Origin of the sequence: Sphingomonas sp. GC_Shp_3, from assembly GCF_026540945.1 — a bacterium.
Classification (GTDB): domain Bacteria; phylum Pseudomonadota; class Alphaproteobacteria; order Sphingomonadales; family Sphingomonadaceae; genus Sphingomonas.
On the sequence record NZ_JALNUT010000017.1, the window covers coordinates 1 to 13,853 of the forward strand.

The 13,853-nt window shown below is 62.1% G+C and carries 11 protein-coding genes; 1 reads left to right on the forward strand and 10 read right to left on the reverse strand.

Going from position 1 to position 13,853, the window contains the following annotated elements:
• Positions 1 to 1,140 precede the first annotated feature (1,140 nt).
• The 9 genes from OXR00_RS19855 to OXR00_RS18860 form a co-directional block, all read right to left on the reverse strand.
• Complete coding sequence (locus OXR00_RS19855) at positions 1,141 to 1,998, reverse strand: ATP-binding protein (protein WP_267389759.1); 858 nt, start codon at positions 1,996 to 1,998, stop codon at positions 1,141 to 1,143.
• 1,523 nt (positions 1,999 to 3,521) lie between these two features.
• Positions 3,522 to 4,532: a P-type DNA transfer ATPase VirB11 gene (virB11, locus tag OXR00_RS18825; protein WP_267389760.1), complete on the reverse strand. Its 1,011-nt coding sequence runs from the start codon at positions 4,530 to 4,532 to the stop codon at positions 3,522 to 3,524.
• Positions 4,529 to 5,647, reverse strand: coding sequence for a TrbI/VirB10 family protein (locus tag OXR00_RS18830; RefSeq protein ID WP_267389761.1), 1,119 nt, complete (start codon positions 5,645 to 5,647; stop codon positions 4,529 to 4,531). Before OXR00_RS18830 ends, virB11 begins: the two co-directional genes overlap by 4 nt.
• 2 nt (positions 5,648 to 5,649) lie before the next feature.
• Positions 5,650 to 6,399 carry a TrbG/VirB9 family P-type conjugative transfer protein gene (locus tag OXR00_RS18835; protein ID WP_267389762.1) on the reverse strand — a complete coding sequence of 250 codons (750 nt, stop codon included), beginning with the start codon at positions 6,397 to 6,399 and terminating at the stop codon, positions 5,650 to 5,652.
• A gap of 195 nt (positions 6,400 to 6,594) precedes the next feature.
• Positions 6,595 to 7,761 (reverse strand): type IV secretion system protein, encoded by a 1,167-nt coding sequence (locus OXR00_RS18840; RefSeq protein ID WP_267389763.1) that lies wholly within the window; start codon positions 7,759 to 7,761, stop codon positions 6,595 to 6,597.
• On the reverse strand, positions 7,758 to 10,163 hold the full coding sequence (locus OXR00_RS18845; protein WP_267389764.1) for a VirB4 family type IV secretion/conjugal transfer ATPase: 2,406 nt from the start codon (positions 10,161 to 10,163) through the stop codon (positions 7,758 to 7,760). The genes OXR00_RS18840 and OXR00_RS18845 overlap by 4 nt, the downstream gene beginning before the upstream one ends.
• Positions 10,164 to 10,175: 12 nt before the next feature.
• Positions 10,176 to 10,460, reverse strand: coding sequence for a type IV secretion system protein VirB3 (locus tag OXR00_RS18850; protein WP_267389765.1), 285 nt, complete (start codon positions 10,458 to 10,460; stop codon positions 10,176 to 10,178).
• A 3-nt stretch (positions 10,461 to 10,463) separates the two neighbouring features.
• Positions 10,464 to 10,778 (reverse strand): TrbC/VirB2 family protein, encoded by a 315-nt coding sequence (locus tag OXR00_RS18855; protein WP_267389766.1) that lies wholly within the window; start codon positions 10,776 to 10,778, stop codon positions 10,464 to 10,466.
• Positions 10,775 to 11,389: a lytic transglycosylase domain-containing protein gene (locus tag OXR00_RS18860; RefSeq protein WP_267389767.1), complete on the reverse strand. Its 615-nt coding sequence runs from the start codon at positions 11,387 to 11,389 to the stop codon at positions 10,775 to 10,777. The genes OXR00_RS18855 and OXR00_RS18860 overlap by 4 nt, the downstream gene beginning before the upstream one ends.
• Before the next feature lie 164 nt (positions 11,390 to 11,553).
• On the opposite strand from OXR00_RS18860, the gene OXR00_RS18865 reads away from it, so the two are divergent.
• Positions 11,554 to 12,315, forward strand: coding sequence for a response regulator (locus tag OXR00_RS18865; protein ID WP_267389768.1), 762 nt, complete (start codon positions 11,554 to 11,556; stop codon positions 12,313 to 12,315).
• Positions 12,316 to 12,761: 446 nt separating this feature from the next.
• Here OXR00_RS18865 and OXR00_RS18870 read toward each other — a convergent pair whose 3' ends face one another.
• Positions 12,762 to 13,691 carry an intradiol ring-cleavage dioxygenase gene (locus OXR00_RS18870; RefSeq protein WP_267389769.1) on the reverse strand — a complete coding sequence of 310 codons (930 nt, stop codon included), beginning with the start codon at positions 13,689 to 13,691 and terminating at the stop codon, positions 12,762 to 12,764.
• Positions 13,692 to 13,853: the final 162 nt, after the last annotated feature.

Sequence of the window (13,853 nt, forward strand, 5' to 3'; positions counted from 1 at the left end):
CATTTTTTTAGTTGTCGTGTCCCGAAACCGATCGGTTTCGAACAAGTAGGGTAGGGGACGCCAATGTCCGCACGTGATTGTCGCCGCGATGTTTGTATGGCCTGCCGGCAAATCAGTAAGCAGGCCAACTGAGGCTCAGCCAAAATATTGAAAGGTGGAGAGCGCCAGTGCTCGAAACAGCATTCAAGTCTATTCAACCAGTGTGTCAGCGCCATCCTACACGCAGACCAAGCGATACAATGTTAACGTCTCCAGACCGGGCGCCTATGGTGCGCGTCGCAGCTCCGTCTAGCCATAGTTGCTTCGTCACGCGCACTGAGCTGGAAGCTCCAGCAACATACCAACCATCGGCAACGCTCGTTGCGGAGTCGTTTAGTATGCCTCCTCCAGCTGCGCTCCCGGCTAGGACCACCGCACCGTTGCTCGTCTGCACCTTGCTGATCGAAATCCCGACGAGATGTTGGTTCGAGCCGCCAAAGAAACGGTCTAGCCGCACACTGGCGCTGCCCGTCCATGCGCGCTCACTCGTCAAATAATCCTGCGGTCCAGTGGGGCCAAGAACCGCTCGAAGCGTCTTATTGCCGCTATATTGAATAGTGGCACTGGGCGTTAGATAAAGCCGGCGCATAACAGCGACGAACCTGCCCGCATTCAAAGCGGCACCGTAGACTCCACTGCCGTTTCCGACCTCGCTTGAACGTGTGCCGAGAGCGGTCGTCACACCTCCATAGCGTTGACGCCCAGCGGAGGCAGATCCGTCGACGAACCATTTGCCGAACGTACCACCGCCACCGATCGATGCGATCACGAAGCGGGATGGTAGAACGGCATCGATTTGCCGAACTACGCTGTGGAAGTCTGTGGCTGATACACGGACATATCCTCGACCGACACGGCGACTAAGACCGCCAACCAAGAAGGGGCGGGCAGCTTCACCGTCACGAGCAAGGACACCCGTCGAGAGGTTCGCGATCCAGTTCAGAGCGGGCGGCGTCGTACTTATTGGGGCTTCGTTCGGCTTGGTGTCCTGCGCCATTACGGGTTCATCAACGGGCCGATCGTGTGCCCCAGCATAGGTCGCCCAATTCATCATGGTCACTGCCGACCCAATCAGTGCGAGACCAAAGCCGGTATCTCCCCTCATGCTAGTCGGCGACCCACGTCGAACGCGAGTGGTAACGTCACGCGCGCGGTGAAGCCTTCTGGCGAACGGAAGAGTGCAACGTCGCCTCCGTGCGCCCGGGCGATTGAGCGGCACACAGCGAGACCCAGTCCGCTGCCTTCGCGATCCGAGGCGCGAGCCGCCTCACTTCGATAGAATGGCTCGAAAATCCGTTCGAGTTCCGCGTCGGGGACACCGGGACCGTCATCAACGATGTCAGCCATTGCGCAGTCATTCTCGACACTCAGCCTGACCCGCACATGCCCTCCACCGTATTTCATGGCGTTAGTCAGCAGATTGTTCAGCACGCGACGAACGCCAAGCGGATCGACGTCGACGATCGCGCTCTCGACCCGTTCTGCTTGGACGTCACCCAACAGCGTCGCGTCTTCGATCACGTCGTCAACGAGTTCTGCGAGATCGCGCCGTTCTCGAGCGTTTGGAATGGAAGCGTCGCGCATAAACGCGATCACGGAGGAGATCATTTCTTCCATTTCTGCGACTTCGCCCCGAAGATCCTCCTGTTGATCCTCGGGTACTTCCTCGATGCGAAAACGCAACCGGGTCAGCGGGGTCCGAAGGTCGTGACTGATTGCACCGATCATCGCGGTGCGGTCATCAACGAAGCTCCTCAGACGGCTCTGCATCTGATTGAAGGCATGGGCGGCTCGTCCGATCTCAGCGGGTCCATGCAACGGCAACACCGCTGCGGAAGGGTCGCGTCCCAGCACATCAGCAGCATGCGCGAAATCGTTGAGCGGTCCGACGATACGACGCGCAAACAGCCAAGCAACTGGGGCCACGGTTAGAAGCGAGAGCAGAAACCAAAGCGCCACGCGTCGCTGCCAAGCATTGGGAAACCCTTCAGCATGTGGACTCACTAACGCCCATTGCCCGTTGGAAAGGCGGACACCTGCTATGAAATCACCTTCCACGAAAGGTGCGGGCGCTAGACCGAAGAGACTGGCTTGCGGTCGCACGATCGGTACGGGTCGACCGAGCGGCGCGGACGCGGCGCCGTCACCCCCCTTAGGGGAAGACGTCTGGTCGGTCGTGTTGAACGAAGGCGAGCCGTCCGCCACCCGCGCATTGGGGACCGCGGATGGGGTGTCGGAGGGAGCCGTATCGCTGCTCTCAGGCGATCGTAATGATTGCGAGTGTGACGCCGGGTCAGCGTTGGCAGCAGGTGCATTAGGATGTCGCCCCGGGACCGGGCGGGGAGCTGTTGATAACTGAACTTGTTCTTCCAGCCGCTGTGAACCAGTCGACCCAGGCGTCGGGTTGGTCAACGTAGACGGCTGCGACCCTTGCCCCGGAATCGCCGGGCCTGACGGTTGCGCACTGCTTGGTGGGGACGTGTTGCTCTCTGTCGGCGGTGGCCCTTGAACCTGATTCTGAGGAGACGCGGGGGCGGTTTGCTGCGTCGGAGTTTGCGGCTGCGGCTGCGGCTGCGAAATCGTCGGTCTCGGCAGCGACTGGGGAAAGCCCCCCCCCGGGAGTCCCGCGCCAGGAAAACCGCCCCCCGGGGGGCCTCCACCGGGAAACCCGCCACCTGGCGGCCCACCAGGCATCTGCTGGAACAACGCGGCCGTCATCAGGTGCGGTTGTTCTACCGCCTCGACATCGAAAGACGCTGGTATGAGCGTGAGCTTGGGAACCGTACCAACGGGTTTAGCCGCACCGGTGCGGGGAGATTGCTGTCGTTCAGCATCTCCAGGAAGGCTGTTGGGCGCGGCGACAGGCGCTACGGCGCCGCCCACCGGCAATTGTGTAAAGAAACCGAGCGCAACTTTGTTGATGGGAAGACCAAGTAGGCCTGCCAGTTTACCGCGCGATGTCTCGGACACGAACCAGCCCTGCGCCGATAAGTCAGGTGGCCCCGACTGGAGCGTCCGATCGAAACGTGCCTTTCCGTCGGTTGAGCCGCGCAAAGCAGCGGCGATGTCTGCAAGCGCATATTCACGCGGTGGGCCAGGGGGGATGATCAAGGTCAGTAACAGCGTGACTAACTGAGCCGCGACCAACGCGCCGATCAACAACACGATTAGCTGCACAATAAGCGGCGGTCCGGAAAACCGGTTCGGGCCGCTTCCAAATCGCCGCTTTTTCGATCCCGCATGCTTGGTCATAACCAAGATGTTATCAGCGCTCGCTCGGCGCTTCTAGCCGAGGCGGAGCAGCTTCTGCGTCGGCCATTTCGCGGCGAAACGTTTTCAACCCCCTGCCGAGATCGCCCAAGCTATTGGCGATGCGACCGCCCCCGAACAACAGCGCCACGACAGCGATCATAACACCCCAGTGCAACATACTCATCGAACCCATCGTGTTTCTCCTCTTTCAAATTCCGACTTATACCTTGTCAGAGTATGCGGGTCGGCGTCACCGCGGCGATGCCGCGCTGGCCGCCTTGCCTGTCGAGCTGGACGACGACGTCGATCACCGAGCGCGCATAGCTCAGCGTATCGGTCCTGCTGAGGCCGAGCCCGGCCTGCATTACCATCAGAGCCAATTGCTCCAACGCGCCGGCGGGGCTGTTTGCGTGGATGGTTGAGAACGAACCCGGATGACCCGTGTTGATCGCGCGCAAAAAACTGACTGTCTCGGCGCCCCGCAACTCGCCCAACACAATGCGGTCTGGCCTGAGACGCAGCGATGCCTGGAGCAGATCGTCGGTGGTAACGCGGGCTTCTCCCGTCTCCCCTTTTACTCCAAGCAGGCCAACAGCGTTTCCGCTACCTAGCCGGATCTCGGGCGTGTCCTCGACTACCACGATGCGCTGGTCAGACGGCACCTCACGCAGCAAAGCATTCAGGAATGTGGTCTTCCCGGACGAAGTGCCGCCGCTGATCAACACGGTGCGGCGCATCGCGACGCAAAAACGTAGATATTCGATCGGATCCGCCTCTGGATCCGGCTCGATCACCGCTAGCTGTGCCGTGCCGGGCGGCCGTGAATATGCATCGAGCGTGGTATCCACGAGCCGGTGCCGACGCATAGCCATCGCCCAGTGACCCCTCGTCGCGGGAGGCCCGGCGAACTGAACGCGCGTTCCGTCCGGTAGGGTCGCGGCCAGTAATGGACGCTCGCGATTGATTCCCTGATGGCTGACGCGCGCAACCTGTTCGGCCAGCCGACGGATCAGCTGATCGTCGATCTCCGGGACGCTCTCGCGGTACATGGTGCCGCCTGCTTCTACCCATAGCTCACCGGGTCCGTTGACAAGAAGCTCGGTGACGGTCTCGTCGCGGAGCCAAGTGGCGAACGGCGCGAGGTAGGCGGAAAGGTAGACGTCGGTTGTATTCCTGAGCGGCACCACATCGCCCCCAAATTTGGGCTGGTGCAGCGTTTCAGACTTGGCGATCTGCGTCATGGTTGAATGCTCCCGATGATGGTGGAGAAGTCGAGGTCGCGCGCGGTAAACACGCGGATTGGCTGGCCAACCGGCACCCGGATGGTGGGGGGTATCTGCGCGTCACGCTGCGCCGCGACAGCCGCAGCGCTGTTTCCGCTCGAAAGAACCAGAGAGGTACCGCCGGAAGCCAAAGCCCCGAGTCCGCTGAGCACGGAGAGGAGGCCGGCCGCCCCGAAACGCTTCATGAAATGACTGCTGACCTCGCCCGACAAGCCCGACGCACCGGAGAATTCGACGGCCGGCGAGGAGAGCTGAACGGTTACGCCATCCGGCCGGATCAACCGCGTCCACATGACATAAGCGCGGGTTTGGCCGGCAGCGAGGCCGCTTTTATATTGACCGATCAGCCGCGATGAACGGGGTACCAGCACATGAGCCCCGTCGAAGGATCGCACGTCCTGGCTTACCACCGCGCGGGCATAGCCGGGCAGATCGCTGTCGATAGCGGTTTCCAGCACCGCCGGGATCAGCGTTCCTTGAGTAACGGTATTTCCCGGATCGACGATACGCGTGGCGCTGGCGACGTCATTGCCAGCATCGCCCATGCGGGAAGCGAAGGATTCGTTCTCCGACAAGGGTTGCGGCGCAGAGACCTTGGCCGGAACACCACCAGGAGGCATTGCCGGTTTTGTCGATGCAATCTCCGAAGCGCCTGATGTGTCCCACACCATTACGGGCGAGTGCGCAGTATCTGCTGCTTGGTTCACTCCCGGCGCAGGCTGCAACGCCCGCGCGATCGCCGTCTCCTGAGCCGGCGTCGCCGGTGAGGCCGTCACCACCGGCTGCGCGACTGGAAGGGCAGCCTTGATCGTGGGTGTTGGCCGGACCGCAGGGCGTGGGGACTGTGGAACCGACCCGGTCATCGACCAGAAGGTGATGCCCCCAAGCAGCATCGCGCCCGCTGCGCCCGCGGCCAGCCCGCCGCGGTCGCGACGCGCAACGCGGGTTGCGACGACGGGAAAGCCGTTAGTGCTGGCCGCGACCAGTGCATTGTCATCAAGCGAGCGGCGTGGATCCTGAGCATTCGCGAAGGGAACCAGGCCGGCGGACCGGATCAGGGTATCGGTGCTCATGATCAGCGCTCCGCAATCTGAGTAATGGTCTTTGAAGGGGTGACCGGTCCTGGACGGGCTGCGGCAGTGAGGGTCAGTGCGGCCTTTCCGGACCGAAGCACGACCTTAGTAGGTAGACCGTCCACTACGATGTACTCACCGCGTACGGCGAAGTTGGTTGGTCCCTCGCTGCCGTCCGGACCGACCGTTAACACCGCAGGCACCGGACGGTCATGCGGCCAGGACAGGTAAAGCGAGGTTCCGTCGTCGAAGCTGCGCTCCGGCATCAACGTCCGGTCGCCCTTGGCTGTCCAGGCAAAGTTGAGTTGGGGTAGGGGCGCCGAACTGGCTGCTGTGATCGTAGTCGAAACAGCCTCCGCTTTAGGCGGCGGCGCTGCGGGAGCAGGCGGCGGGGTGGGGTAGGTAAAGCGCAGCAGGAAAGTAGACGGGGCCTTTGGACTTGCCACCAGATCGAACAAATACGTCCGGCGATCGGTAACGACCGTCATGTTGGTGCGAGCGGTTGCCGTCACTGGCTTGATGAATAGAAGGTTCGCCCGCTTGTTGGGTGTGACCTGCCAGCGGGCGGAGTCGCCGATCGCGATGTTCTCGATGCGCTCGCCAGCCTCGAAGGCGATCGTAGATTGCAGGTTAGCGCGACCTTCGAACTGGACGACGCGTGAATCGTCATAGAAGCGTGTCGCGATACGCGGGTCTGACGCCAGTGCCGGGACCGAAGCGCTGGCCGCCAGCGCGAACAGGATCGTCTTCATTCGAACGACTCCATCTTGGACATGGGCGACGTGCCCCGTGTTGAACGGCTTTCGTCCCGCACACCCTTGTCCGGCGCATTGCCGCGCCCCAGAAATGTTGTGTCTGCCGTATCGATCTCAAACAAACAGCGCCCGGCCCTCTCAAGAGAGGACCGGGCGCTGTTCCTCGACGTTACTTGCTTGTTGCAGATCCAGTCAGCGGCTGCTGTCGAGTGCCCGTCCGAACGCTACGGCGCGTCCACGTGTGGCAACCACCGGTTGGAACGGGACAACGTTGGCCGTGCGGGATTGCGCTGCAACAGGGATCTGGTCCCGTCCAGGGTACGCACGATCAACCGCTGCCATTGGGGTCGGCATCGTGACAACACCCGGCGTAACAGCCGCAGCGAGCGCACGGACCCGATCTTCACCCGTGCCTGCTGGCACCTCCTTCCTAAGCTGTGGCACGAAGGTGGTCGGTCCGGCTGCAGGCAGGCTGAACGACGCTGATCGCCCATCGGCGAAGGTCTGTTCGCCCACTCCCCCCGGCCGCCAACCCGCAACCAGTTGGCTAGCGACTTTGAGCACCATTGCCATCAGCGCGCAGTACACAGCAGCCCCCATAAAGACGGTCGCGGCTTGCTGCATGGTCGGTTCCGACCCCAGGTTTTCGGCAATTGGGGTCAGGATGACGATCGCTCCACCGCCGATCAGGACTGAAAACAAGGGTACTACCGCGAACAGCACGGCCGCCTTTAACCAGCCCTCAAACAACCCGCGGGTCCCTCTGAAAATCGACAACACTAGGAACACAGGCCCGAGCGCCAGCAGTGCCGCGAGCGCGATCCGCGCAGTAATGAGTACGCCTGCGGTGCCGAGCAACAGCAGCATGATTGCCGCCCACAACACGTCGGCCGGGTGCCACCCCTTGGCATCGACCGCCTGCGCCGCCTGCGCTGCTTGGGCTGCATCCGAGACTGCGCCGAACAACCGGTCGAGCCGGTCAGCGAACAGGGTGGTCGCCGACCCATGGGTACCAAGCAGCAGTCCGGCGACCTGATCGGGCGCGCCGACCAGCAGATTCCACACCACACCTTGGTACGCGGCCCAGGATGTGGCGAAGGTCAGCGCTGCCCCTAGCGTCAGCATCCGTGGAGTCAGACCTGCCACTCCGATCCGCGCTCGCCCCGTAAGTAGCCCTACGGCCGTCCACGCAACATATAGAGTGAGCAGGATCGTCAGCGCGGGCAGCAGCCCACCGTGAGCGCCGAACAGCCGCTCGAACGCGTGAGCAGTCCCCTGCGCCGTTTGGCAATCGACGCTGCGCAGCGCGGCGCCGATGCCAGCGGGGCCGTCAGCCCCAAACGATGTACAGCCGCTCATTCCGCTGCCTCCATATACCAAGGGTGATCGTCCTCCGCAGCGCGACCGGGCCAAGCGGCACCGGTCAGGATCGGATACCAGCGCGCCGGATCATCGCCGACTTGGGCACGGATCGTATCCAGCCGTCGAACGCTTGCCTCGCGGCCCGACAGAACCGCAAGCATCTCACTTGCGCCTGATAGATCGAGCCGCACCACCACCGAATGGTTGGCGTGGCGGACCAGGAAGCAGCGGCTTGCCGCCGGAAGGGCTCTGATCAAAGCCAGTTCATGGTCGGAAAGTCCAAAGCCGGTGCAATAATCCTCTGCCTTTGCCTTCGCGTTTGGCATGAAGATCATCGTCGCGGTCTGTTCCACGATCGCGGACGCGATGCTGCTGCCGAGCGCGTCACCAGCCGACTGTGTAGCGAAGCCTACCAGCGCATTGCGTTTGCGGAGCGTCTTTAACCAGTCACGGATCCGCTGCGCGAATAACGGATCATCAAGTGCCTTCCAGCCTTCGTCGATCAAAATCATCGTTGGCTCACCGTTGAGCCGCTCATCTATGCGATGGAACAGATACATCATCGCTGGCGTACGCAGCCGTGGACTGTCGAGCAGTTGGGTCATATCGAAGCCCAGCGTTCGGGCGTTGAGTTCCAGCCGGTCAACCGCGTTGTCGAACAGCCAGGCATGTTCACCAATACCGATCCAGGGCTGCAGCCGATGAACGAGGTCGCCCATTTCCGGCCGACGCGCACCGCCGAGCAGCTCGCCTAAGAAACGCAGCTGTCGAAATGCAGGGTCGTGGTCGTAGGCCGCAGCGACCGCACCTGCGATCGTCGCGAGTTCCTCTGGCCCATCGGCTTGTAACAGAACTGCCAGCCAATCACGTAGAAATGCCTGATTGGTGGGCGTGTCCGGCAGCGCCAGCGGGTTCATGCCCGTCGGTTCGCCGGGAACGAGCCGAGCATAATGACCGCCGACCGCTCGCAAGAAGATTTCCGCGCCACGGTCCTTGTCGAAGAACACAAGCCGCGGGCCGAAACGCTGCGCCTGCGCGGTGAGAAAGTTTAGCGCGACGGTCTTGCCCGATCCGGACGGTCCGATCACCGTGAAGTTGCCCAAATCTCCCTCATGGAAGTTAAAGAAGTACGGCGTGGCGCTGGTCGTTTCCAGCACAGCGACCGCATCGCCCCAGTGATTGCCGGCTGCGCGCCCCTGCGGAAAGCCGTGCAGCGACAAGAAACCTGCTGCGTTCGCAGTCGAAATCAATGACCGGCGGACGACATAAGCCTCGTTGCCCGGAAACTGGCCCCAAAACGCAGGTTCCATGCCGGTATCTTCACGAACGGCGACTGCGCCCATATCGGCGAGGGCAGCGCCCACCTGCGCCGCAGCGCGTTCCAGAGCGTCAAGCGTTTCGGCGCGAACCAGCACTGAGAGATGGTGATCGCCAAAGCCGACTTGGCCCGCGCCCAATCCATCGCGCGCCGCCATCATCTCGGCGCGCTCGGCGGCTGCCTCTGTGTCAGCAGATTTTAACCGTCGGATCGCGAGATCAATGCGTTCGCGAGCGACCTGGCGATCGGCAGGTGCGAAGCTTTCGGTCAGCACCAACTCGTGGGGCAAGCGTAGAAGATTGTCGATCAGACCGGCGCGGGTCGCATCCGGGTATTCCTTGACCGACAAGATCGCGGAGAACTGCCGCTCACCCGGCATCCGGCTTTCGATTGCGTCCAGGCCAAAGCTGACCCGAGCGTAAGGAATGTGGTGGCCGCAATCGACATCGGACGCCGGCGCGAGCACGGACCGGGTTTCGCCATTATACAAAGCGGAGAGCAGTTCAAGAGGCTCCGAGCAGCGCCCTCCCGCACCATCGTACCCGCCCAGCACGCGTGCGCCGTAAGGTGTGAGACCGGCGGCAAGAGCGGTGACCGCGCCGTCGAGTTCACGGATTGTTGCTGGATCGACTTCGCCCTGCGCGTTCAGTCGGCGCGACAGTTTCTCGACCCATCCCGTCTTCCCGCGTGCCGGTCGTCGCAGCACCGTCAGATACTGGTCGTTGACATACAACCGTCGCGCGGAAAGTGCGTCTGTCCAGCGCCGGTCCAACTCGTGCGAGAATGCGTCCTCGCCGGCGTTAGGGAGCGCCGCTTCCACACGTCGTCGCACAACGTGGTGGTACACGGCGAAACGCGCGTCGAGCGCGCTGCGCAGCAGCGTCTCGCGTACGCTCAGCATATGATCGAGCTGCTCGGTCTCTTCCGTTTCGAACGCGATGCCCGGCACTGCCAGGACGCGCATCAGGCCGCCATCGCGCAACGCCAGCGTTTGCTCGTCGAGCAGACGGGCATAGGGCAATCGGTCTCCAGCCCTAGCCTCTTGCTTGCCCCAGGCGGCAGGGCCGATCCACTTAGCCATGACGATTGTCCTTTAAGGTTCGTAGGAATTGCATCCCCATCGCTTCCAATTGCGGACGCGAGGGGTGCGGCTGACCTTGGTCAGCCAGAGGTCAAAGACGCGGGGTTCGCGCAGGCACACGAGGTAGCCGACCCCGTGCACCGCCAACGCTATCGGCAGCGCCCAAAAGCTACCGGTCACCAGGAACGCCTCCGTTGTGACCGCCATGTTGACGATGAAAAAGGAGAAGGTAACACCGCCGAACATCTGTGGGCGTGTGAGAGAGCGGAATACTGGCGCGCGGGAAAGGCCGGCCATGTGTCAGCCAACCATACCGGCGGTGGACTGGATGCCCGCCACGATTGCGGCCGAGCCGAACAGCACAAAGCAGCCGATGATGACCGTGCCACCAAAACGCCAGTTGAGCCGACCCGTCAGCATCATGAAGCCGACCATGGCGACCGCGATAACGGCCACTGCGGTTGCAACATGGCCGAGCAACGTGCCCTGAAGCCAGCCTAGTGCTGCAACGATAGGACCGGAACCTTGTGGATCGGCACCGGTGGTTTGTGCAAAGGCGACGGTGGGCGACGCGACAGCCATGATGGCGGCAGACGTGAGAAACAGCTTCTTCATGGATTCTTCTCCGTTGGATTAGACAGGCGGGTGAGGATCGCCGCGACATAGGCGCGGGTCTCGGCGATGGCGGGGACGCCGTGAGCGCGCACTACGCGGCCGGGGCCGGCGTTGTAGGCAGCGAGCGCGTGCTCGACGTTGCCGTCGAAGCGGTCGAGTTGCTGGCGCAGGTAGCGCGCTCCACCTTCAATCGCGGCGACAGGATCGTGTGGGTCGACACCGAGCGCGCGAGCGGTACTAGGCATAAGCTGGGTCAACCCGCGCGCCCCGACCCGCGATACCGCATCAGCGCGCCAACGACTTTCCTGCCAGATCAAGGCCTCAAGCAGAGCAGGGCTGATCCCTTGAGCAGCCGACACCCGTGTCACGGTGTTTGCATAGGCTATAGGGATGGCGGGCAGGGCGAGATCAGTGGTGGCCTGCTCAATCGTGGAGTCGGACAGGTCCTCGGTGTTCCAGTCGACGACGCCTGCCCCGCTACGGGTACGAACGGAGCCGTCGTCCGCGACCAGCATGACCTGCGCGTTGGCACGTGTGGCGGCAAGTACACCTGCCGTCGCGACGAAGCCGGCAGCGGCAAGCAGGATGGGATGGTCGAAGCGGATCTTCATGTCAGTCACTCCAGTGCTGACTTGATCGTCGGCTTCCATTGCCGGCGAATGTCCCGCGCCTGTCTAAGGTTCGGTCAGCGCGGCGGCCTTGCTAGACATAATCCGGACATGTCGAAGCAAGGTAGGGCTGGCAATCGTCCGTCATGCTCGCCAATGTACTTCGCATGGACCTCGCTACCCGCATTCTGATCGTCGATGACGACGAAGGCATTCGGAAGCTGATCTCTTCTTTCTTGGAGAAGAACGGCTTTGTCACAGCCGTCGCGGGAGATCCCATGGAAATGCGCGCGGTGATGGCTAAGCAGCGACCTGATCTGATCGTCCTGGACGTGATGATGCCCGGAGAAGATGGTCTCACCGCGTTACGCAGCCTCCAAACGGCTGGCACCCCGCCGGTTATCATGCTGTCGGCTGTAGGAAGCGACATCGACCGGATTATAGGGCTGGAGATCGGAGCCGAGGACTACCTCGCGAAACCGTGCAATCCACGCGAGCTTCTCGCTCGCATCCGCACTGTGTTACGACGACGCCAGCGTGAGGCTGCAACCGTGGTTCCGCAAGCCGGCCAAGTGCCAACGCTCGTTGTGACCGAACCGATCGGCGAGGGGCGCCCGCTGTTGCGGTTTGGCGATTGGTCGCTCGATGCGGAAGGCTTTTCGCTCTACGCGCCCGATGGGGCGGTAGTCCCACTCACCGAAGGCGAGTTCCAGGTGATGCGTGCACTGGTAGAGCATCCGCGACGCGTCCTGACGCGCGACCAGCTAATTGAATACGCTCGCGGTGGTGACAGCGACAGCTTCGACCGCGCCGTCGACGTTCAGGTCAGCCGCATCCGTCGTAAGCTCGCCACGAAGGATGGTCAGGAGCTAATCCGCACCGTTCGGAATGAAGGCTACATGTTCACGGCGTCTGTAGTCAGACGCTGAGGTCTAACGCGTCGCCAGGGCGCGGTGGCTTGGCCTTGGCCCGCTCCAAAGCGGCAGGTTCGGAGTGGCTGGCGGTGAACTCGATCCGGATATCACTACGGACCCGACCGAGACGCTGTGATCCAATGGATGCATCTCTTGGTAGGATACCTGTGGGCCGGTTATCAGGTCCGGGTAGCTACGCTTCACACAACCGCCGGGCATAGATTGGAATCAGCATCGCATGTCGGCCGAATGTTAAGCGGGCGGCGAAGCGCATGAGCCTGTTATGTTTACCGCAGATAATTTGATGGGCTAGCAGTCGCCGAAACCCCGGCTGAGCACATGCTCAGCCGGGGCGACCAGGCGACGAGGGGGAGCGCCGTGACCTCCGGGATTTCGATTGGTGGCGAGCTAGCCTAGGCAGCGCGAAGACAGAGGGGCGCCGCGCATCTCTTGAGTTTGAGCTATACCGCGATGCCGATTGTTGCGGTGGCGACATACCCAGCGCTGACGCTTCCCGTAAACGTGGGGGTCTGCTGAGCGATCTGAGCCGCCGTGTTGTCGCCGAAAACGTTGTCCGTCGACAGGGATACCTTAGAGAACACGGACTGGGCGCTTGGATACGTTGTCGTGTCGGCGAAGATCGTTGTGCAGAGCGCCGCTGGCATGCAGAGTTGTGACGTAAGAACAGCGTATTTACCGCCGGTCGCGTTCGCCAGCGATGAAAATATCTCGAAGTGGTAGTGTGGCCAACGACCATCATAGGCAGGCGGGAAGTACGTAGTGAATGTCACTTGCCCGTTCGCATCTGTGACCTGCACGCCTCGCAGATAACTCTCAGTGGGAGCTGAATAAAGCGAGTAGTGACCCTGTCGATCGGCATGCCAAAGGTAAACGGCGTAGCCGACAAGCGGCGCGCAAGCCGCGTTGGCGTTAACGACCGTAAGTGTGAGCGTCACCAGAACGCCGCCCGCATCAGTCGTGGTGCTGATGAAGCTCTTGCGAATGTCGCTGCGCACAATCCCACTAGCCAGAAGCGCGTTGGACGTTGAGCCGCTCGCTGAGTTGGTACCGTCCGCTGGATAGGGGCCGGCGGTCTCGCTGGGATCGGCGATGCACCCGCTCGACGTGGTCGTAGTCGTCGCGGTTGCGGTCGGTGTTGGCGTTGCTGTCGTGGTCGTGGTCGCGGTCGTAGTCGCGGCAGTAGTGGTAGATCCGGTCGTGTCGCTGCTGCTCGAGCCGCTTCCACCACCACAACCTGCCACGAGGGCCGCAGTGCCTGCGCCCGCGAACCACTGCAGAGCGCGACGGCGCGCAATCAGGGCGTTAAAGCGCGGCAAATCCTCGGCCATGCCGTGGCCATGGTCGCTTTGGTCGTTGTGCTGATGGGTCATGGCATCCTCCTGTGATCCGACGACCCTGCTTCAGCGCCACGCTTGTCTCGAAATTGTCCCACCAACAGAAATGTTGTGTCTGCCGGAGTCAGAGCGTGACTTAATCTACATCGGTGAACGACGATCTGGATGGAATTGACCAACATATGTGATGGGCGTTTA

Coding starts and splice junctions, on each gene's coding strand:
- virB11 (WP_267389760.1), bottom strand. CDS start 4,532: ATGACGCAGATCGCCAAGTCTGAAACGCTGCACCAGCCCAAATTTGGG.
- OXR00_RS18830 (WP_267389761.1), bottom strand. CDS start 5,647: ATGAGCACCGATACCCTGATCCGGTCCGCCGGCCTGGTTCCCTTCGCG.
- OXR00_RS18835 (WP_267389762.1), bottom strand. CDS start 6,399: ATGAAGACGATCCTGTTCGCGCTGGCGGCCAGCGCTTCGGTCCCGGCA.
- OXR00_RS18840 (WP_267389763.1), bottom strand. CDS start 7,761: ATGAGCGGCTGTACATCGTTTGGGGCTGACGGCCCCGCTGGCATCGGC.
- OXR00_RS18845 (WP_267389764.1), bottom strand. CDS start 10,163: ATGGCTAAGTGGATCGGCCCTGCCGCCTGGGGCAAGCAAGAGGCTAGG.
- OXR00_RS18850 (WP_267389765.1), bottom strand. CDS start 10,460: ATGGCCGGCCTTTCCCGCGCGCCAGTATTCCGCTCTCTCACACGCCCA.
- OXR00_RS18855 (WP_267389766.1), bottom strand. CDS start 10,778: ATGAAGAAGCTGTTTCTCACGTCTGCCGCCATCATGGCTGTCGCGTCG.
- OXR00_RS18860 (WP_267389767.1), bottom strand. CDS start 11,389: ATGAAGATCCGCTTCGACCATCCCATCCTGCTTGCCGCTGCCGGCTTC.
- OXR00_RS18865 (WP_267389768.1), top strand. CDS start 11,554: ATGGACCTCGCTACCCGCATTCTGATCGTCGATGACGACGAAGGCATT.
- OXR00_RS18870 (WP_267389769.1), bottom strand. CDS start 13,691: ATGACCCATCAGCACAACGACCAAAGCGACCATGGCCACGGCATGGCC.